Genomic DNA, 20,732 nt, shown 5'->3' on the forward strand with positions numbered 1-20,732 from the left:
GAAAAAACGGAGGGGGAGTTTATGACAACTTGGAATGCATTAACAAGGCTTCCGGAAATTATCACCGTCTTGATGAGGCATGGCTTTACCGGCTATTTAAAAGATCTTGGCTTAAGTGAAAAAATTCCGTTTTATAAACGGGGAACGACAGAAGAGAAGAAGGAGCATGTCAAGGGGGAGGAACTGCGAGCGGCTTTTGAGGAGCTAGGACCAACGTTTATGAAGCTCGGTCAATTTATAAGCACGCGGACGGACATTCTTTCAACAGAGTGGACAGTCCCTTTGTCTAAGTTACAAAGTGATGCACCCCCGGTTCCTTTTGACGACATTAAACAAATCATCGAATTCGAATCGGGAGGTCCGCTCGAAAGCTCCTTTATCGAATTTGATGAAACACCGATTGGCACGGCTTCCCTTGGCCAAGTCCATCGCGCTATCCTACATTCAGGAGAACAAGTAGCAGTCAAGGTTCGCAGACCGCATATCGAAATGGTCGTGAACCAAGACATTCAAGTGCTGCGCCATTTAGCTGCGATTGCCGAGAAAAATTCAAGCTTAGCCCAGCAGTTTAGCCTTAAAGAAACGATCGATGAGTTTGCCACTTCTTTGTTAAAAGAAATGAACTATCGATTAGAAGCAGCTGAAGCATTAAGTGTGAAAGCACAAATTGACAACGAGTGGATATATGTCCCGGCCATCTTTCCAGACTACACAAGCGAGCGAGTTCTTGTGATGGAATTAGTAGAAGGGAAAAAATTAACATCAGAGGCGATCAATCAAATTAGTCCACAAAGGAGAAAAGAATTAGCAGAAGCTCTAGCTGAATCGGTGCTAGCACAAGTGTATGTGAAAGGTGTGTTCCATGCCGATCCCCATCCAGGGAACTTAATTTTATTAAAAAATAATACGCTTGCCTTAATTGATTTTGGCAATACAGGCCGGCTGTCTGAAGAAATGAAACAATTGTTAGCGGAATGCCTGTTTTCTTTAAATGATCGTGACTCAGCATCCTTATCGCTCGCTATTCAATCGTTGGGAGCTAATCGAGAAGTGGATACGAAAGCGCTGCGTCGCGACTTTGATACTTGGATGAACACATATTTAGATCGCGCCTTACAAGAAGTAAAAATGGGGACGATGTTTCAAGAACTATTTGCGTTGGCTGCTAAACACGGAATTCGAGTTCCGCGCGAATTTATCCAAGTTGGCCAAGCTTTTTTAAAGGTGGAGCAAACAGTCTCCGCACTAGACCCTGATATCCGCTTCAATGTCATTTTAAAAGATACGGGCGAACGACTTATGTGGGAACAATTGCATCCGAAGCGGCTACTACGGGAAACACGCAAGCTAACTCGCCAAATCCAACTATCTGCCCGCAAACTGCCCACCGTCATTAATGAGACGATAAGAAAATGGGAAAAAGGCGAGCCGCACTTGCAAATGAACATCAAACCAGACGACGATATGATGAACCGCATCGAACGAATCGCTCATATGCTCATATTAAGTATTATGATGCTCGCCTTTAGCATTATCATTGCTGGCGTGATTATCGGTATCAAAATCAGCGGAGATAACTCACAGTTAACGAACACGTACACCTTTCAAATCGTTCTATCCATTGCTTTTTTGATCACGATTTTATTTTTAATTACGATTTATATGATGTGGCGGAAGAAGAAATGAAAAAGGCATCAATCCCCAGTCGAGGATTGATGCCTTTTAACGTATGATTCCGACTGGGTTCGAACCAGCGACCTCTACCCTGTCAAGGTAGCGCTCTCCCAGCTGAGCTACGGAATCGTTTAACTGACAAGTATTATTTTATGAAAATTGCGAAGGAAAGTCAATGGTTTTTAGGAAAAGTTTTTCGGTTGATGATGGGAAGTGAAAAAGCTAGCTGCAAAGTAAGAGAAATAGAAGCTGAGATTTAGCTGTCATTTTTCTTACTTAGCGCATGAAATGTTAATTTTTTAAATGTGATCAATTAGTCAAAAAACACGACAATAGCCCCTGAATTATTCGTTTGAATAGTATTATAATATTGGTTGTGTGAAGGATAAGGGTGGATTGAAGTTATAAAAAAGGTACTTCATACTAGTTATATATGATTATATTAAAAAAGTGATTTTTTAGGGGGGGACCACTTTGGAGTTGCAATATTTAATAACCGAGATTAATCGAAGTGTGGATGAGCTAGACTATTCTAAAGCTAGAAAATATATTGAAGAGAATATAGAAGTATTAGAAGGAAATAAAGCTCGATTGAAAAGTAATGCTAGAGAAATTATGAGCTTTGTTAAAGAGAAGGTGAATGCAGGTGTTTTGCCTATTTCTCGACAAGAGTTAGCCGCTATCCATGCGATCAATGCTTACGCTTATCAATTTGATTTGCGAGGAATCAAGGTTGTTTTAAGAGATAAGGCAAAAGTATTTCAACGGGAAGATATTATCGATTTTCTAAATAACGATGCTAAAATAATTTTAGATAGTTTAGGAGTTATTAGAGAACATTAATGAACAGTCAACTACAGTGTTGGCTTTTTTTATTTTAAGAAAGAATAAAAGCTATGCGCCACAGAAAGAGCCTTTTCTTGCTACTAGAAGGTGGAAAGGCTAAGATGAAGTTATAATTAATCAACATCAAGTGATGGAGGAAATTCAAGTGGCAAAAACGATTATTGTACCAGTAGATGGTTCCGAGGCAGCCTTAAAAGTAATCCCGTATGCAACTGAACTAGCTAAAGCATATGGAGACGACCTCCTATTGTTAAATATTCAATCAACACTAAGAGAATTAGGGATGCCAGCGATTTCAAAAGCAAGCAGCATGATCAATCATAGTGAATATTCCGTTTCCACAAAAATTAGAGTTGGCATTCCAGCGATGGAAATTGTTACTGAAGCACGTGACCCAAACGTTCGATGCGTCGTCATGGCGGTCGGAAAAGGGCGGCAAGAAAAAATAGGAAGCGTCAGCAAGCAAGTGTTAGAATTGGCGACGTGTCCGGTGATGTTAGTGCCTGAACATGCGGAAAATAGATAAATAGATCGTTTTGAAAACTCGTTGCTTAATTGGTAGGCAGCGGGTTTTTAGGTGGAAAGGGAAGTGTTCAAAAAAGTCGAAGAACCTGTTTGTAAGGTCAAAGAAATAGCTAGAAAGTCGAAGAATCCGCTCATAAGGTGAAAGAAGCATCCAGAAAATCAATGAAAACTGACTTTCTGGATAGCTCCATCTTGTCATTTTTGTCTGAAATTTGGTTTGATTTTTATAGGAGTGTTTGCGCTAGCTGACATAGCTAATAAGTCCATTAGATATTTAGTGTTTGATTGTTGCTCACTAAGCTTTGCCTTTTCTGATGAAATTTCAATGTTAGATTCTTTTATTTCTGAAATTAATATTTTTGAGCCATCTTGCTTAATGATGTATTGCCTAATATAGCCGTTTTCTCTGCGGGTTTCAAATTTCCCCTTTTTGCCTTTTCCATCTTTATCTTCTGGTAGTTTAAAATCTTCGAATGTATAGGATTTGTTTTCGTTTCTTGAGTTTTTGTATGACATAGAATGGATGCTTTCTATTTTCAATTTGGTTTCACCTCCCAATTATTTGTATCGGTAATATTTAGTGGATTTTGAGGTGTGTGTTGATTTATGATGAAATGGAAGGATTTAGAGTTAATCGATTTTTCTATCCTTGATGTAACAACCATTGATTATTAAAATTCTAAAAAATGGAGGAAGATTAATTATGAAAATTGTTCATACACCGAATCATTTAGAGGCAAAAAATAAGCATGTGGAGAGATGTATTCAGTTTAATGAAACAAACGTGTTGAACATTCAACTAAAAACCAATGAATTCATCCCAGAACACGACTTCAATGGCGATGTTTTAGTCATTGTCAGAAAAGGAAAAGTCCTCTTCGATGTGGAAGGTCAACAAGTAGAATTAACGAATGAGAATGTATTACATATTGATCCTCTTGAAAAACATGGATTGAAGGCGTTGGAGGATTCTGATATTTTGGTTGTTAAAATTTCGAGTTGAGTTTTTGGAGAATGAATGATTGGTATTTGATAAATTTGGTAGGGTGGGCGCTACCTTGACAAGGTAGCGGTCGCTAGTTTGAACCCAGTCTGAATCATACTTGTTGAGAAACCGAAAACCTTGATACATAAGGAGTTGTGGCTTTTTTATTCTATCCAAAAGTATACTTGTATGTTAGGAAGCGCATGAGAGTATATCCAAAGTCGTTTTTATATTGCTGTGATCCAATCGTTTAGAAATCACTTTTGCATGTACACCTTGTGTCAACATCAATGTAGCATGGGTATGCCGCAAATCATGAAATCGTATTCTTAGTACCCTTGCTTCCTTTATTAACTCTTCATAAGTTCTTTTAAGTTTTCAGGGTTTACAGGTATTCCTTTAAATGTAAAAATGAGGTTCATCACCGTAACTTGGGGTTGACAATAAAACTGCGGATTCATCATTAAAAAGAGCTACATATTTATTAGAAATCTTTATGTTTGGCAATGAAGCATATTTTTCAAAGTGTGTCACCTCCGACTTTTGGTGATGAACCTCAAAACACCAAAAGTTGACCTTAAATCTCTTCAAACAATGCTAAAGATAAAATCTATTTTTTTAAGAGTGTCATTAATAGTTTTCGTTCCAATTTTTAAAAAGAGGAAATGCGAGTTCGGAGGGCTTAGATCATTTGAGCCCTCTAACATGGATAGGCTACACTAAGTTAGACAACTCTTATAAGGATAGTACACTAAAATGACTAACCTTAAGGAGCGGGTCAAAATAAGAAGAGAACGTCGAACGTTTATAGCTGAATTTAAGCTACAAATGGTGAAGCTTTATGAAAACTGCAAATCGCGAGAGAATATGATATTATGCCTTCTTCATTAGATCGTTGAATTAAAAGTCACAAGGAAACGGGATCTTTCAAGGCAGAAGATAATCGTACGACAGAAGAAAAAAAGAATTACTTGAACTACGTAAAGAAGTGCAGCGTCTACGAATGGAAAATGATATTTTAAAGGAAGCCGCGCTGATCATGGGACGAAAATAGATGTGATTCGTAACAATACTCACAAATATTCGGTATCAGCCATGTGTGACGTCCTACAAATTCCAAGAAGCACCTCGTATAAGGAAAACACTTATTTAACACAGGTTGCCAAAGAACGTTTTTCGAAAATAAAGCCTGATTCCATTAAGCTACAAGGAATCAGGCTTTTTTACTTAGCCCCTTCCCTCCAAAAGGTTATAATAAATCCATCATTAAAATCTCTAGGGGGCTATTCTATGGATCTACATTTAAAAGGAAAGAACGTACTCATCACAGGCGGCTCAAAAGGAATTGGCAAAGCGATTGCTGAGGCGTTTTTGGCTGAAGGAGCGAATGTGTCGATTGCCGCTCGTGGGCTAGACGCATTAGAGCAGGCGAAAGAGGAATTTGGTGGGAAGATCGCTATTTATGCCGTGGATTTGACGAAGGCGGAAGAACGGGAAAAGCTGATGGCGTCTTTTATTGCTGAGCATGGAATGATTGATGTACTAATCAATAATGCAGGTGGCAGCAATGGCGGTAAAGCAATGGAGACGGAGATGGAGTTGTTTTATGAGGCGATGGAGCTGAATTATTTTTCAGCGGTTCATTTAAGTAAATTAGCGGTGTCACATATGAAGAAAGCGGGTGCCGGGTCGATTGTGAATGTTACGTCGATTTTTGGACGAGAGAGCGGTGGCAAGGCGACGTATAATAATGCGAAATCGGCGTTGATTAGTTTTACGAAGTCGTTGGCAGATGAAGTGATTGTGGATGGTATCCGGGTCAATAGTATTGCGCCGGGGAGTATTTTGCATGAAACGGGCAATTGGAAAAAACGGTTAGAGGCAGATCCAGAGGGAATTCAAGCGTTTGTGGACGATGAGATTCCAGCGGGGCGTTTTGGTACGCCGGAAGAAGTGGCGAATGTCGCTGTTTTTCTTGCATCTGAAAAAGCATCTTGGATTGTCGGTGCGAGCATTAATGTCGATGGTGGTCAATCAAGGATGAATTTTTAAAATTATTTATTTTTTGAAAAAATGATAACTGGTATGATAGTTATATTCGATATTTTCATCAGGAAAGAGAGGAACACAGATGTTAAAACAGCAAATTTCTCCATTAAACAAAGAGATTGGTCAGCAGGTGACCGATTATATTGATACGTTAACGAAGCCGAAAGGGAGTCTTGGTCGTTTAGAAGAGTTGGCGATTCAGCTCGCTGAAATGACGGGGCAGCCTTTTCCAGAGGTGACGCCACCGGGAGTGGTCGTGTTTACGGCGGATCATGGTATTGCCAAAGAGGGAGTATCAGCCTTTCCACAGGAAGTCACGGTGCAGATGGTGAGCAATTTAGTGCATGGCGGGGCTGCGATTAATGTGTTTAGTCGACAAATAGGAGCGATTTCTAAAGTGGTCGATGTCGGCGTTGCGGGTGATGTAAAGGAAGCGAAGGTCTTGAATCGAAAAGTTCGCTATGGAACAGGGAATTTTTCAAAGGAACTGGCGATGACGAGAGCGGAAGCGCAGCAAGCGTTAGAAGTGGGCTATTCAGAGGCGGTCGATTTAATTGAAAAAGGGATTAAGTGCTTAATTGTTGGTGAAGTAGGTATTGCGAATACAACGACGAGCAGTGCGATTTTAGCGAGTATTACTCAGTGTGATCCCGCTTCGATTGTCGGACATGGGACGGGCATTACAACGGAGCAATTGAAGCATAAAGCTGAGGTCATTGAGCGAGCGCTTGCTTTTCATCAACCTAATGTTGAAGACGGCTTAGATATTTTATCAAAAGTGGGCGGTTTGGAAATTGCGGCGATGGCCGGAGCGATGATGGCGGCGGCTGAGCATCACATTCCGATTTTACTAGACGGCTTTATTTGTTCGACAGCGGCGTGTGTGGCGAAATTAATGGAGCCGTTAGCTGCGGATTATATGATTCTATCGCATCATTCTGTTGAACCCGGACATGTGCAAGCGATGGATTATTTACAAAAACAGCCGCTGTTGCAGTTAAATATGCGATTAGGAGAAGGGACGGGAGCGGCGGTTGCTTTTTCGGTTTTGCAATCAGCAACGTTGATGGTGAAGGAAATGGCGACCTTTACTTCGGCGAATGTGTCGAATATAGAGTAAAAGAAAAAGGGGACATGTGTAGTTGTTTATGCATGTCTCTTTTATTTTGTCGTTTATTCATTTTTAAATGAATTATGATCATTTGCATAAAGGGAGATTTATGCCATGGTCTGTTTTTTCTATTGATTACGGAAGAAAACGAGGGTTCTAAGGGGAAATTAAGTTAAATTTGTCTGTTTTGTGAAAAATGGTATAAATATTGCAAATAATTTTAAAATTCAATATTTTTCAGATTCATATTTTATTTCAGGAAGGGTTGTGTTCTATGGAGAACTTAGGAACTTATGTTATTTATGTGATTATGGCTTTTGCGATGCTAGGGGCGTTTGCGGCGATCCGTAATGAAGAAGAAGGAATGGGAAAAGAGTTTATGGAAGGGATCTACACGATTGGTCCGATCTTTATTCCGATTGCGGCGACGTTAGCTTCGATCCCCTATTTATCAAAGTTTATTGAATTTGCTTTTGGTCCGCTTTTTTCAGCGATTGGGGCTGACCCAGCGATTGGGGCTACTACGTTTATTTCTAGTGATATGGGTGGGTATCAGCTTGCCGATGTATTAGCGAGCGATCGAGAAAATTGGATTATTGCTACGGTGAACGGCATTATTATGGGGCCTCATATTATTTTTACAATTCCGGTGGCGCTGGCGATGTTGCAAAAACGTGATCATAAATATTTAGCGCTTGGGATGATGTCGGGGGTTTTGACGGTTCCTATCAGTGTATTTATTACAACGAGCATTTTAGCGTTAACGGATGCGAAAATCCGGGATACGATTAGTACAACAGCAGATTCAACGTATCAATTGTCGCTGTCGATCAGTACGATTTTGATTAATCTTCTGCCATTAATAGCTGTTGGAGTATTTATCGCTATTGGGCTACGGATGTTCCCTAATGCGATGATTAAAGGATTTATGGCGATCGGCTGGTTTATGAGAACGGCGATGATCTTAATTCTTGTCTGTTCTATTGTTGAATATTTTACAGGCGTGTTTTCGACGATATTCGGAGGCTGGGGCTTCGATCCGATTATTGCGGATGCTGAGGATCAATTTAGGGGATTAGAGATTGCTGGGTATATTGGGATTATGCTTGCTGGAGCGTTTCCGATGGTGTATGCGATTCAAAAATATTTAGCGAAGCCGCTTGAATTTTTCGGTAAGAAATTGGGTTTGAGTAGTATAGGAAGTGCTGGAGTAATCGCCGCGACAGCGAATCCACTGGCTTTGTTTAAAATTATTCAAGATATGCCAGCAAAAGACAAAGTATTAACGATTGCCTATGCGATTAGCGGAGGCTGGATGATTGGGGATCAGCTAGCGTTTCCAGCAAACTTCCAACCAACGATTATTATTCCGGTGATGTTAGGGAAATTTCTCGGCGCGATTTTAGCGATTATGTTAGCGTATCGTATTTCTGTCCCGAAAGCGTTAGAGCTTGAAAGGATCGAAAGGTTAGATGAAGAGAGGGATAAAACTCATGAAAGTCAGCCACCTCTTGAAGCGACGAGTTAATAAAAAACGCCAAAAATCGATAAGAAACGATACAATCACAGCGAATATAAGCGGAATTAATGAGAAATTCCCAACTTTAGACTCGAGTTATTTCGAGTCTTTTTTTAGTTTCCACATGATAAAATATTGACATAATTATGAAAAAAGGAGGATGTCATGTCCATTCCAATTATGAAGACAAAGTTAATGGTTCCAACCGTTCATGGAGATTTTATTCGATTGGCAAGACTGTTTAAAAAGCTAAAAACTATATCCGATTATCCGTTAACATTGATTCATGCCGGTGCTGGTTATGGTAAAAGTACGGGGCTTGCTTTGTACGCTCAGGATGAGAGTGAAAAATGTTGTTGGTATACGGTTTCAGCTATGGATGATGACATAATCCCGTTTTTAACTTATTTGATTCATGCAGTACGGTCCAAGTTTCCGATGTTTGGAGACGAGTTATTACAGTATATGGATCAAATGGATCGCTACATACGTGAGGATGAGCTCAATGCTCTTTGCTCGTTGTTTATTAATGAGGTGGTTTCGTTACAGGAGGAGCTAGTGATTATTCTAGATGATTTTCATCAAGTGGAGCATTCCATGATGATTAATCGCTGGATGGAGAAAATGATTGAGCACCGTCCTTATCAGCTTCATATCGTGATCGCCAGCAGAAGTCGTCCAAGCTGGCACGTGCTGACGAAAATGAAGGTGAGTGGACAAGTGCTAGAGATTGGTCAGAAGGATTTAAAGCTGACAATAGAGGAAATGGAATTACTATTTACGGAGTTTTATCATGTGTCGTTAACAGAGAGTGAATTGCAACAAATTTATGAATGGACAGAAGGTTGGGTTATTGCGTTAGGGATGATGGCACAGCACTTGACGGAGAATGGTGATTTAACGAATGTATCGAGTCAAGCTTCGCACTCCTTGCAAGAGCTGTTTCAATATTTGCTGTTTGAAGTGTTCTCCAAACAACCGTCCATGATCCAACAATTTTTAGAGCAGACCTGTATTTTTGAAATGGTTTCTGAACAGAAATGTACGCATATACTGGGCATTCCTTATTCAGGAGAGATGCTTGAGGAGCTGACGAGTAAAAATTTATTTATCCAAAAAATTGGTGAGGATAAGTACAAATATCATGCGTTGTTTCGTGAGTTTTTAGAGAAGCAATTTCGGACGAAACAGCCGGAGCGGTATGAGTTGTTACAGAAGCAAATTGCTTGTTTTTTTGAAGAAAATGGGCAGTGGGAGCAAGCGTTACTTTTTTATAGAAAATTAAATAAGTTAGAGTCGATGGCGGCGATTTTAAATAAATATGGGTTTGTCATGTTACAAAGTGGCAAGCTTGAAGGGCTTTATGATTGGCTTTCGCTTATTCCAGAAACTGAATTAAATGTTTATTATAAACTTTGGCACTTAAAAGGAGAGGTGCTTCGTTATCGATCAGCTTATCAGGAAGCCGAATACTGTTATGATCAAGCGATTATTTATGCGGAAACAAAGCAAGATTATCTTGAAAAAAGCCGGGCGTTAGAAGGGAAAGCCCGCATTTATTTGGACACGATTCAGCCTTATCATGCGGAGCGCCTGTTGTATCAAGCGATTGATTTAAGGGAAAAAAATGAGAAGAGTACAACAGAGGAGATTGCGGAGTTGTATCAGCTTCTAGCTGAAAATTTAATCAATGCTGGAAAGGCTTCCAAAGCGGAAAAGTGGATTCGGCGAGCGAAGGCGTTAAATGTGCCGATCAAAGATCGTCATTTAGAGGCCCGTTTATATTTACGGACCGGCCGATTTAAACGGGCAAAGGAGATGTTAACGGAAACACAGCTAGCGATGGACGTTGATGAGAAAAAAGAATTGCCGCAGTCTCATCGGGAAACGGAGTTATTGCTGTCATTAATTGCTTCATTCACTGGAGATGGGAAGCGAGCGAAGGAGCTAGCTCAAGATTCAATCGATCTCGGTTTACATGTGGAATCACCTTTTGTGGAAGCGTGTGGATGGATTCGTATGGGTCATGCTGTACAGGTCACGGATCAATATGAACTTTCTTTAGCGAAGCAATGTTATGAAACATCTTTGAAAATGATGGATGATCTCCATGTGAGTCGTGGAAAAGCCGAGCCTCAAATGGGATTATGTCTGTTGTTCGGCCGAAGCGGAGAATATGAACGAGCAATCGAGGCGGGAAGAAGTGCTCTGAAGGAGACAGAGAACGTACATGATGTGTGGTTATCAGCTCTCATTACGTTAAGTATGGGACTGGCCGCTATTTATAATCGTCGAACGGAGGATGCGATCGACTTTTTGAAAAAGGCAGAGCAGCTGGCTCGTCTCACAGAGGATGACTATATTAAAATGTTTTGTCATTTCTGGCAAGCAGTTATTTATTATGAACGAGCGGAGAATGAATTATTTATGAAACATTTTTCTCCATTTATGAAGCTTGTTCAATTGCGAGATTATGAATTTATTTTTTATCATCGAACGCTGTTTGGACCGCTCGATTTGCAATTATTTCCGCACTTATTTGTAGAGGCTGCTAAACAAAATGTTTATCCTGATTATATTGCGAGGTTGCTGCACCGAATGGGGTTAGCGAAGCTGCAATCTCATCCGGGTTATACGTTGCGTGTACAAGCTCTTGGTCCTTTTCGCATTTGGCTTGGCGATAAAGAGGTAGAAGAGCGTCAATGGCAACGTGGCAAGGCGAAAGAGTTATTCCAGTTGTTTATTACTCATCATAAACAGTTGCTGCCGAAAGAAGAGATTTTTCAAAAACTATGGCCCGATCAAGATGAAGTCAGCTGTGCCCGGGATTTTAAGGTGGCATTAAATGCTGTGAATAATGTATTAGAGCCACAACGAAAGGCTCGGTCAGCGTCATTTTTTATTAAGCGGGAAGGCACATCCTATGGTCTTAATCCAGATGCCGTGCTTGAAATGGATGTGACTCAATTTGAGCAGTGGATTGAAATGGGGTTAGAAGAAGGAGATAAAGAAAAAGCATTATCGTGCTTAGAAAAGGGAATGAAATACTATAATGGCGACTTTTTAGCCGAGCGTCGTTATGATGAATGGTGCAGCCATGAACGAGAACGCTTGCTCATCTACTATTTGCGAGGAGCTGAAAAGCTGGCTCAACTCGCTGTTCGCAACGAAAACTACGAAGTGGCTATTCAATGGTGTGAAAAAATTATTGAGCGAGATGAAACATGGGAGGAAGCATATCGCTTGCTGATGTACAGTTATTATCGAAAAAACAATCGTCCTCAAGCGATCAAATGGTATCAAAAATGCAATCAAATTTTAGAAGAAGAGCTTGGTGTGCGTCCGCTTGAACCAACGCTATATATGTATCAAATGATAATGGAAGCGAAATAGAGTGATAGTAAGCCCGCATTTTTTTGCGGGTTTATTGGTGTTTGAGTGGGGAGGGCGCATCATTCCCCACGCCGCTGAACAGCGCCTTCCGCTTTTCGATTTGTCCAGCTCCAGGCGCTAGCAGCTAGTGAACTTCCGCCCTCCTCCTTGCGATAAGTCAACATCGGTTCACTAGCGTTCACCGTGTTTCCTTTATCTCGTGCGGATGACTCCAATTCATACGCTGCTGAACAGCGCCTTCCGCTTTTCGGTGATGTCCAGCTCCAGGCGCTAGCGACTAGTGGATTTCCATGCTCCTCCTTGCGATAAGTCAACATCGGTTCACTAGCGTTCACCGTGTTTCCTTTATCTCGTGCGGATCATTCCAGCCCATACGTCGCTGAACAGCGTCTTCCGCTTTTCGGTGTAACTCATTTGTAACTTGTTTTATTTATGATAGGTGTACAGAGGGGATTTTATTTTGAATAGGTAAAAGGGGGAAGAGGAATGAAGAGGGTCACGCGTCATACGTTGTTTTTGTTAATGGTTGCTTTTGTTATGGCTTTTGCTAGTGCTTGTACGTCTAGTGATACGAACAGCGGTGGAGATAGCAGTGGAGGAAATAGTGATGAACCGATTAAAGTTGGGGTGCTCGCTTCATTAACGGGTGGACTTGAGGCGTATGGAAAGCAGACGGTAAATGGCTTTGAGCTTGGTTTAGATTATGCTACGGATGGTACGCAAGAAGTAGCTGGAAGAAAAATCGAATTTATCGTTGAAGATACGGAAACAAAGCCGGAAGTAGCAGTTCAAAAGGCAACGAAATTGTTAGAGGAAGATGAAGTGGACTTTTTAGTTGGATCTTCAAGCTCAGGAGATACATTAGCGGTGTTACCGTTAGCTGAGGAATATGAAAAAATTATGATCGTTGAGCCAGCGGTAGCTGATAGTATTACAGGTTCTGAATTCAATCCTTATATTTTTAGAACAGCACGCAACTCGTCTCAAGATGCGATTGCTGGAGCGGCTGCTATCGCCAAAAAAGGTGTGAAAATTGCTACTTTAGCACCGGATTATTCCTTCGGTCGCGATGGAATTAAAGCGTTTAAAGAAGCGGCAACAAAGCTAGGAGCTGAAATTGTTCACGAGGAGTACGCGGATCAAAAGGCAACAGATTTCACATCTAACATTCAGAAAATCATTGATGCCAAGCCTGATTACTTATTTGTTGTGTGGGCAGGTGCGAATTCTCCTTGGAATCAAATTGCTGATATGAAGCTACAAGAAAAAGGCATCAAAATTTCAACTGGTGCACCAGATATTGCCGCTTTATCTTTAATGAAGCCATTAATCGGCATGGAAGGGTTCACCGTTTATTATCACGAGCTTCCAGACAATGATGTGAATAAGTGGCTCGTTGAAGAACACAAGAAGCGTTTTGATGGCCAAGTACCAGACTTATTTACACCTGGTGGGATGACTTCTGCGATGGCGATTGTTGAGGCGGTAAAACAGACAGATAGTGATACAGATGCACAAACGCTCATTGACACAATGGAAGGGATGAACTTCGAGTCTCCGAAAGGGAAAATGACATTCCGCGCGGAGGATCATCAAGCATTGCAAACGTTATACGCAATTAAGCTGGAGGAAAAAGAGGGAGTAGATTATCCTGTACCGGTTTTAATTAGAGAATTAACACCGGAAGAAACAGCTCCTCCAATTTTAAATAAATAATCTTCATGTGGGCTGTCTCAATTATATGTATGAGACAGCCTGCTCTAAATTGAACACATTGGTGGTGAATAGGATGAATGCACTCATTGAAACGAAGGATGTAAGTATTCGCTTTGGTGGCCATACAGCGGTCGATGCAGTGACTTTTGAAATGCCTGAGCATCATTTTAAATCGATTATCGGTCCGAATGGAGCTGGCAAAACGACTTTTTTTAATTTGCTTAGTGGACAATTGATGCCAAGCAGCGGCCAGATTTATTTTCGAGGAAAAGATATTACGAGCTTATCTCCAACTGAGCGAACACGAACAGGGATTGGACGATCCTTTCAAATTACAAATGTTTTTCCGAATTTAACGGTATTAGAAAATGTTCGCTTAGCTGTTCAGTCGCAGCTAGGGGTGCGTTACCAAATGCTCATTCATTCGAAAAAGTATAAAGAGATGACAGAAAAAGCACTCCAATGGCTAGAACTCGTTCTACTAGCAGACAAAAAAGAGGCATTAGCTATCAACTTGGCACATGGGGAGAAGCGAAAGTTAGAAATTGCGATGCTGTTAGCGCTAGAGACGGATGTTTTGCTTTTAGATGAACCGACAGCGGGTATGTCGCTTGAAGAGGTGCCGGCGATATTAGAAACGGTGAGAAAGATTAAAGAAAAGGGAGATCGAACGATTATTTTAATCGAGCACAAAATGGATATGATTATGGATTTATCTGATTCGATTATGGTGCTGTTTAACGGGCGGTTACTGGCCGATGATACGCCGGAAGCGATTATGAAAAATGAAACTGTGCAAACAGCCTATTTAGGAGGTTTATATGAATGAGCACACTTTTACAAGTGGATCAAATTGAAACGTATATTGACCAATTTCACATATTGCAAGGTGTTTCCTTTCACGTTAAGCAGGGGGAGGTAACGGTTTTGCTTGGTCGAAATGGAGCTGGCAAAACGACGACGCTGCGAACGATTATGGGCTTGAATCCAGCAGCGACAGGAAAGATTCTTTTTAAAGGTCAAGAAATTCAACGGCTACCTACGTATACGATTGCTTTAAATGGAATTGGCTACGTTCCCGAGGATCAGGGGATCTTTTATGATTTAACCGTTGAGGAAAATATGAAGGTGGCTATGAGAAAAGAAAATGAGGTCACAACAGAGCGACTCGAATGGATATTGGCGTTGTTTCCTGATTTGAAAACGTTTTGGCATAAGCCGGGTGGATTGTTAAGTGGAGGGCAAAAACAAATGCTTTCGATTGCACGAGCGTACGTTAATGAAAATGATCTGCTTCTGATTGATGAGCCGAGCAAAGGGCTTGCTCCAATTGTTGTTGAGAAGGTAATGGAGTCGATTATGCAAATGAAGGACAAGACGACAATCGTGCTTGTGGAACAGAATTTCTACATGGCGAGTACGATTGGTGATCGTTTTTATATTGTGGACGATGGGAAAACGGTGACCGATGGTGCGATGCAGGAGTTGAAGGAAGATGAACAGCTTCGAAGAAAATATTTGGGAATCGCTTAAAGAAGGGAGGCTATTTCCGTGGATGTGTTAATGAATCTTGTTTTAAATGGATTAGCGACTGGGATGCTCATATTTTTACTAGCGGCTGGGTTAACGCTGATCTTTGGATTGATGGATGTGTTGAATTTTGCTCACGGTGGTTTGTTTGCTTGGGGAGCTTATAGCGGTGTTTGGTTTTACTCTGTGACTGGAAGTTTCTTTGCTGGAATTGTTGGTGCGATTATTACGGGGTGTTTATTAGGACTGATGACGGAAAAGTGGATTATTAAGCCGGTTTATGGAAATCACGTGCAGCAAATTTTAATTACACTTGGCCTTATGCTCGTATTATCAGAAATGTTGAAAGTCGTATGGGGACCGAACCAAATTTCAGCCGCGCCTCCTGATTATTTAACGGGAAGCTGGGAAGTAGCTGGGGTTACGATCATTAAATATCGTGCGTTTATTATTTTGATTGGCTTTCTTGTCTTTTTCCTCGTTCAATATATATTGAAAAATACAAAAATTGGTCTTGTTGTTCGAGCTGGGGTAATGGATAAGGAGATGATCCAAGCATTAGGGATTAATATTCAAAAGGTGTTTATGCTTGTGTTCATGGTTGGAGCAGGAATGGCGGCGCTTGGTGGTATGTTGTTTGGGCCATATTCCGGTGTGATTCATGCTGGAATGGGGATGGAGTTTGCGATCCTTGCGTTTATCGTAGTCGTCATAGGTGGAATGGGAAGTTTTAGTGGTTCGTTATTTGCCGCGATTTTAGTCGGTTTATCAGGAGCGTTAATGGCTTATTATGTACCGGATTTAGCGTTAGCGGCCAACATGTTGTTAATGGCGATTGTGTTAGTGTTTCGACCGCAAGGATTATTTGGGGCGAAGGGGTGAAAAATGTGGCTTGGTATCAGCAAAACAAACAGACGGTGTTGTATGCGATCATTGCAGCTTTTCTCCTTTTATTGCCGTTTATTTATGATTCACGTAGCATGTTAATTTTGTTCGCGCAAATCTTTATTTTTGCCATTTTTGCGATGAGCTATGATATTCTTCTCGGCTATACCGGAATTGTTTCTTTCGGTCATGCGATGTTTTTTGGAATTGGCGCTTACACGATGGGGATCTTTATGAAGCAATTTGAGCCGACGCCTTTTTACTTTTTAGTAGCCGTACTTGCTACGATTTTATTGACTGGGTTATTAAGCTATGTTGTTGGCTTGTTGACATTGCGCCTGAAAAGTCATTTCTATGCGATGCTTACGCTAGCTCTTTCTGGCTTATTTCTAGTATTAGCAGAAAAATGGCGGACGTTGACATTTGGAAACGATGGGTTTACCTTTCGCGTGCCAGACTTCGCCAAAGATCGTACTGATTTTTATCTTATCTGTCTAGTTACGATGATCGTTGTGTTTGTCTTGTTACAGCGGTTTACTCATTCGCCATTAGGCAAAGTATGGCAAGCGATTCGGGAAAACGAGCAGCGAACAGAGTCACTTGGTTATCAAGTGCTTCACTATAAAATTATTGCCTCGGTTGTCGCTGGAGTCATTGCGGGCTTAGCGGGAAGTTTATATTCGGTGTCGTTGCGATTTGTGAATACGAGTGTGTTTGCGATGGATGTGACCTTGGATGCGTTATTAATTACGATCATCGGTGGCGTAGGGACATTGGTCGGAGCCATCATTGGAGCTGGCTTAATTGAATTTGCTCATCATTGGTTAACGGAGCTGGCGAAAGTACATTGGATTTTTGAACGGTGGATTATCTTCTTTGGGATTATTTATATTTTAGCGGTTATGTTCTTTCCGCAAGGCATTGTTGGTACGTTAGCAAAACTAAGAAGTAAGCAAAAGAGCAAGAGACAAGAAGTTCCGCAACAGAAAAAAGATATAGCGAGTTAAAGTATCGTCATATATCTTTTAGAAACGACAATTAGTGGAAAATAGCTGGCGATATAAGCAGGAATTTTCGTTTATATCGTGGAAGAAAGGAAGAGTTAGAATAAATTCCTAATTTTTGACGAATGAACGTACGAGGGGTGTAAAAACATTTCAATAAGGGAAAAGGGGAATAAACATGACGACTGTTGCATTAAATAAAGTAACATTAGCTAATGGAGAATCATTGTCGTATCGAGAGCGCCAAGGTGGAAATGAACCATTATTATTAATTCATGGAAATATGACTTCTTCTAAACATTGGGATGTGCTCATTGATCATTTGGACAAGCAGTATAAAGTATATGCTGTTGACTTGCGTGGGTTTGGAGGCTCGACTTATCATGAGCCAATTCAGTCGATTAAAGATTTTTCTGATGATGTGAAACAGTTTGTTGATGAAATTGGCTTGAAAAATTTTTCTATCGTTGGTTGGTCGACTGGTGGGGCTGTAGCTATGCAGTTCATTGCGGATTATCCGGGGCTGTGTGATAAGCTGATCTTATTGGCGCCTGCTTCGACTAGAGGTTATCCATTTTTCGGATCGACTCCAGAGGGGTTGCCGGATCTATCGAATCGCTTAACGACATATGAAGAAATAAAAGCGGACCCTGCAAAAACGATTATGATTCAAAAGGCGTATGATATGAATAATCGAGAGCTACTTAAAGGATTGTGGAACATGTTAATTTATACAGAGAAGCAGCCTGAGCCGGCTCAGTTTGAGGCATACGTAGATGATATGCTCACTCAGCGGAATTTAGCTGAAGTATATCATGCGTTAAATACGTTTAATATTAGTAAAGATCATAACGGAGCGGTGGATGGAACGAATCAAGTAAAGGACATTACAATTCCGGTTTTAGTGTTGCGTGGTGATCGAGATTTTGTTGTTACGGCGGAAATGACAGCGGAAATTATCGAGGATTTAGGCGATTATATTGAATTTGTTGAACTAATGAATTGTGGTCATTCTCCACTTGTTGATGATCTGGAGCAATTAAATTCAGAAATCACAAAATTTTTAGAGAAATGAGGAACAAAGAATGAGATTAAAAGACAGGGTTGCGATTATTACGGGGGCAGCTAATGGGATCGGTCTTGCGGCGGCGGAGCTTTTTGCTAAACAGGGGGCAAAGGTTGTTATCGCTGATTTTGATGAGGAGCTAGGCGCAAAACGTGTTCAAGAGTTGACTGAAAAAGGCTATGATGTCGCTTTCTCAAAGGTGAACGTCGTTGATCGTGATAGTGTCGATGCAATGGTGAAGTTAACAATAGACCGCTATGGTCATGTTGATATTTTAGTAAACAACGCTGGTATTACACGAGACGGAATGCTTTGGAAATTGTCAGCGGATGATTTTCAACGGGTGCTAGATGTGAATTTAAAAGGGGTCTTTAATTGCACTCAATCCGTGATCCCTCATATGATTTCACAAGGGAGCGGAAAGGTGATTAACACGTCATCTGTCTCAGGTGTCTATGGAAATGTCGGACAGACGAACTATGCGGCAGCTAAAGCTGGCGTGGTCGGTATGACAAAATCATGGGCGAAGGAGCTTGGACGAAAAGGCATCAATGTCAATGCCGTCGCTCCTGGATTTGTCGAAACTTCCATGGTAGCAACTGTACCTGAGAAAGTTTTAGACCAGCTAAAAACAACGATTCCACTTGGTCGCTTAGGAAGTCCGAAGGATGTGGCTAATGCGTATTTATTCCTTGCTTCTGAGGAATCTAACTATGTGAATGGAATCACGCTTCATGTCGATGGCGGAATTATGATGTAATTATATATTTGTTCAAAAAGCAGGGGAGAAATCCTCTGCTTTTTTTGTAACTATGTTGTAACTCCCAAACAGTATGATCAATACATAGGATGGAGAAATGAAAGAACGGATGACATTTACGTTGGAAGTGAGGGGGAATAATGTGAAATGGGAATTAGACTGGCTTGAAAATAGGACACGATTAACACCATGGAAAACAGCAGTGATTGACGCAGGACTTCAGCAACAGTGGAATTATCAACAGATCAATCAGCGAGCGCAAGCTTTAGCTTGTTTTTTATTAGAAAAAAAGGTGAAGAAGGGAGATCGTGTCGCTCTAATCTCGCCTAATCATATTAGCTATTTTGATTTCATGTTTGCTTGTGCCAAAATCGGGGCGATCTTTGTTCCGGTTAATTGGCGCTTATCTATTCAAGAAATGAATTACATTTTAGCGGATTGCTCGCCCAAGTTAGTTGGTTACCATGATGTATTTAAAGATATGATGGAGGCGCTTTCGTTTCAGCAAGATCGCTATTTTGGCGTTTCATCATTTGAATATGAAGTGAGAGTGAGCCAAGGAAATGAACGACTATTGTCGGTTGCTACAATCGAACAGGAAGATCCATTCATGATGATCTATACAGGTGGAACAACAGGAAAGCCAAAGGGGGTTATCTTGTCTCATCGGGCGATTTTATGGAACGGATTGAACACCGCTGTTAGCTGGAATTTAACGGCGGATGATACGACGCTTACGTATTTGCCGATGTTTCATACAGGGGGATTGAATGCTTTAACGACACCATTACTGATGCTCGGTGGTACTGTTGTCATCGGCCGTCAGTTTGACCCGCTTGAGGCGATAGACACGTTAAATCAATATCATTGTACGATTGCGTTATTCGTGCCAACGATGTATCAAATGATGATTCAGGAATCAGCATTTGATGAAAGCTCATTTCCGTCGATGAAGGTGTTTTTATCTGGAGGAGCTCCTTGCCCATTAAGCGTATACGAAGCATTTATCAATAAAGGAGTGGCGTTTAAGGAAGGGTATGGGTTGACGGAAGCGGGACCAAATAACTTTTATATTGATCCAGAAGAAGCGAAATTGTATCGTGGTTCCGTCGGCAAGTCGATGCTCTTTAATCAAATCAAGCTGTTAAAAGAAGATGGAACAGAAGCGGCTGTAGGCGAGGTTGGGGAGTTGTTAATTCAAGGAAAGCATACGTTTTCTGCTTATTGGAATAATCACGCAGCAACGGCTGAGGTGTGGCAAGATCACTGGCTACATACCGGTGATTTGGCGAAGGTCAATGAAGCAGGCTATTGCTTTATCGTTGGTCGCAAGAAAGAAATGATCATTTCAGGTGGAGAAAATATTTATCCGCTTGAAGTTGAGCACTGCCTTTTACAATTTCCAGCGATTGAAGAAGCGGCTGTAATCGGGTTACCAGATGATAAGTGGGGAGAAAAAGTCGTGGCTTTTATCGTCACGTCTAACCAGCAGCCGATTCCAGAAGCATCACTTAAAGGGCATTGCCAACAAGCTCTAGCGAAATATAAAATCCCTAAACAATTTATGTTTATCGAAGAACTTCCGAAAACGCATGTTGGAAAAATCGATAAGAAGATGTTAGTCGAGATTGGAAAGGGATCTGTTAACATTTAAGTAACTTGTGAACTT

General features: G+C 41.0%; 18 protein-coding genes, 1 tRNA gene and 1 pseudogene. 16 read left to right on the forward strand and 4 right to left on the reverse strand.

What is annotated here, in order from left to right:
• The first annotated feature begins 21 nt into the window (after positions 1 to 21).
• Entirely contained in the window at positions 22 to 1,686 is a 1,665-nt protein-coding gene (locus ACSVDJ_RS05395) for an ABC1 kinase family protein (protein ID WP_439169584.1), read from the forward strand.
• 44 nt (positions 1,687 to 1,730) lie between these two features.
• On the opposite strand, the gene ACSVDJ_RS05400 is transcribed toward ACSVDJ_RS05395, so the two are convergent.
• Positions 1,731 to 1,803 (reverse strand) — tRNA-Val (locus ACSVDJ_RS05400).
• A gap of 345 nt (positions 1,804 to 2,148) precedes the next feature.
• Here ACSVDJ_RS05400 and ACSVDJ_RS05405 point away from each other — a divergent pair.
• The gene (locus ACSVDJ_RS05405) at positions 2,149 to 2,517 is read left to right on the forward strand and encodes a hypothetical protein (RefSeq protein WP_439169583.1); all 369 of its coding nucleotides are present in this window, start codon (positions 2,149 to 2,151) and stop codon (positions 2,515 to 2,517) included.
• 148 nt (positions 2,518 to 2,665) lie between these two features.
• Complete coding sequence (locus ACSVDJ_RS05410) at positions 2,666 to 3,046, forward strand: universal stress protein (RefSeq protein WP_439169581.1); 381 nt, start codon at positions 2,666 to 2,668, stop codon at positions 3,044 to 3,046.
• 194 nt (positions 3,047 to 3,240) lie between these two features.
• Here the strand turns inward: ACSVDJ_RS05410 and ACSVDJ_RS05415 are convergent, their stop codons facing one another.
• Entirely contained in the window at positions 3,241 to 3,585 is a 345-nt protein-coding gene (locus ACSVDJ_RS05415; RefSeq protein WP_439169580.1) for a hypothetical protein, read from the reverse strand.
• Positions 3,586 to 3,748: 163 nt separating this feature from the next.
• Between ACSVDJ_RS05415 and ACSVDJ_RS05420 the strand changes: the two genes are divergently transcribed.
• Positions 3,749 to 4,048 carry a cupin domain-containing protein gene (locus ACSVDJ_RS05420; RefSeq protein ID WP_439169578.1) on the forward strand — a complete coding sequence of 100 codons (300 nt, stop codon included), beginning with the start codon at positions 3,749 to 3,751 and terminating at the stop codon, positions 4,046 to 4,048.
• A gap of 146 nt (positions 4,049 to 4,194) precedes the next feature.
• Here ACSVDJ_RS05420 and ACSVDJ_RS05425 read toward each other — a convergent pair.
• Positions 4,195 to 4,437 (reverse strand): annotated as a pseudogene (locus ACSVDJ_RS05425) (tyrosine-type recombinase/integrase); the annotation flags it as partial.
• A gap of 883 nt (positions 4,438 to 5,320) precedes the next feature.
• Here ACSVDJ_RS05425 and ACSVDJ_RS05430 point away from each other — a divergent pair.
• From ACSVDJ_RS05430 to ACSVDJ_RS05445, 4 genes are all read left to right on the forward strand, one after another.
• Entirely contained in the window at positions 5,321 to 6,082 is a 762-nt protein-coding gene (locus tag ACSVDJ_RS05430) for an SDR family NAD(P)-dependent oxidoreductase (RefSeq protein ID WP_439169574.1), read from the forward strand.
• 79 nt (positions 6,083 to 6,161) lie between these two features.
• Positions 6,162 to 7,199 carry a nicotinate-nucleotide--dimethylbenzimidazole phosphoribosyltransferase gene (cobT, locus tag ACSVDJ_RS05435; RefSeq protein ID WP_439169572.1) on the forward strand — a complete coding sequence of 346 codons (1,038 nt, stop codon included), beginning with the start codon at positions 6,162 to 6,164 and terminating at the stop codon, positions 7,197 to 7,199.
• Between the two features lie 265 nt (positions 7,200 to 7,464).
• The gene (gene eutH / locus ACSVDJ_RS05440) at positions 7,465 to 8,718 is read left to right on the forward strand and encodes an ethanolamine utilization protein EutH (RefSeq protein ID WP_439169571.1); all 1,254 of its coding nucleotides are present in this window, start codon (positions 7,465 to 7,467) and stop codon (positions 8,716 to 8,718) included.
• 156 nt (positions 8,719 to 8,874) lie between these two features.
• Positions 8,875 to 12,102, forward strand: coding sequence for an AfsR/SARP family transcriptional regulator (locus tag ACSVDJ_RS05445; RefSeq protein WP_439169569.1), 3,228 nt, complete (start codon positions 8,875 to 8,877; stop codon positions 12,100 to 12,102).
• Positions 12,103 to 12,161: 59 nt separating this feature from the next.
• Here ACSVDJ_RS05445 and ACSVDJ_RS05450 read toward each other — a convergent pair whose 3' ends face one another.
• A complete protein-coding gene (locus ACSVDJ_RS05450; RefSeq protein WP_439169568.1) occupies positions 12,162 to 12,437 on the reverse strand; it encodes a hypothetical protein in 276 nt (91 codons plus the stop codon).
• 151 nt (positions 12,438 to 12,588) lie between these two features.
• Between ACSVDJ_RS05450 and ACSVDJ_RS05455 the strand changes: the two genes are divergently transcribed.
• From ACSVDJ_RS05455 to ACSVDJ_RS05490, 8 genes are all read left to right on the forward strand, one after another.
• Entirely contained in the window at positions 12,589 to 13,818 is a 1,230-nt protein-coding gene (locus tag ACSVDJ_RS05455) for a substrate-binding domain-containing protein (RefSeq protein WP_439169566.1), read from the forward strand.
• A 73-nt stretch (positions 13,819 to 13,891) separates the two neighbouring features.
• Positions 13,892 to 14,647: an ABC transporter ATP-binding protein gene (locus ACSVDJ_RS05460; RefSeq protein WP_439169565.1), complete on the forward strand. Its 756-nt coding sequence runs from the start codon at positions 13,892 to 13,894 to the stop codon at positions 14,645 to 14,647.
• Entirely contained in the window at positions 14,644 to 15,351 is a 708-nt protein-coding gene (locus ACSVDJ_RS05465) for an ABC transporter ATP-binding protein (RefSeq protein ID WP_439169563.1), read from the forward strand. Before ACSVDJ_RS05460 ends, ACSVDJ_RS05465 begins: the two co-directional genes overlap by 4 nt.
• 18 nt (positions 15,352 to 15,369) lie before the next feature.
• Positions 15,370 to 16,230 (forward strand): branched-chain amino acid ABC transporter permease, encoded by an 861-nt coding sequence (locus tag ACSVDJ_RS05470; RefSeq protein WP_439169561.1) that lies wholly within the window; start codon positions 15,370 to 15,372, stop codon positions 16,228 to 16,230.
• A gap of 5 nt (positions 16,231 to 16,235) precedes the next feature.
• A complete protein-coding gene (locus ACSVDJ_RS05475) occupies positions 16,236 to 17,240 on the forward strand; it encodes a branched-chain amino acid ABC transporter permease (protein ID WP_439169559.1) in 1,005 nt (334 codons plus the stop codon).
• Positions 17,241 to 17,415: 175 nt separating this feature from the next.
• The gene (gene phaZ / locus ACSVDJ_RS05480) at positions 17,416 to 18,312 is read left to right on the forward strand and encodes an intracellular short-chain-length polyhydroxyalkanoate depolymerase (RefSeq protein WP_439169557.1); all 897 of its coding nucleotides are present in this window, start codon (positions 17,416 to 17,418) and stop codon (positions 18,310 to 18,312) included.
• Between the two features lie 10 nt (positions 18,313 to 18,322).
• Positions 18,323 to 19,063, forward strand: a complete 741-nt coding sequence (fabG, locus tag ACSVDJ_RS05485) for a 3-oxoacyl-ACP reductase FabG (RefSeq protein WP_439169555.1) — start codon at positions 18,323 to 18,325, stop codon at positions 19,061 to 19,063.
• A gap of 142 nt (positions 19,064 to 19,205) precedes the next feature.
• Complete coding sequence (locus ACSVDJ_RS05490; protein ID WP_439169553.1) at positions 19,206 to 20,717, forward strand: class I adenylate-forming enzyme family protein; 1,512 nt, start codon at positions 19,206 to 19,208, stop codon at positions 20,715 to 20,717.
• Positions 20,718 to 20,732 lie beyond the last annotated feature (15 nt).

This window comes from Bacillus sp. Hm123, assembly GCF_051842975.2.
GTDB lineage: Bacteria > Bacillota > Bacilli > Bacillales > Domibacillaceae > Bacillus_CE.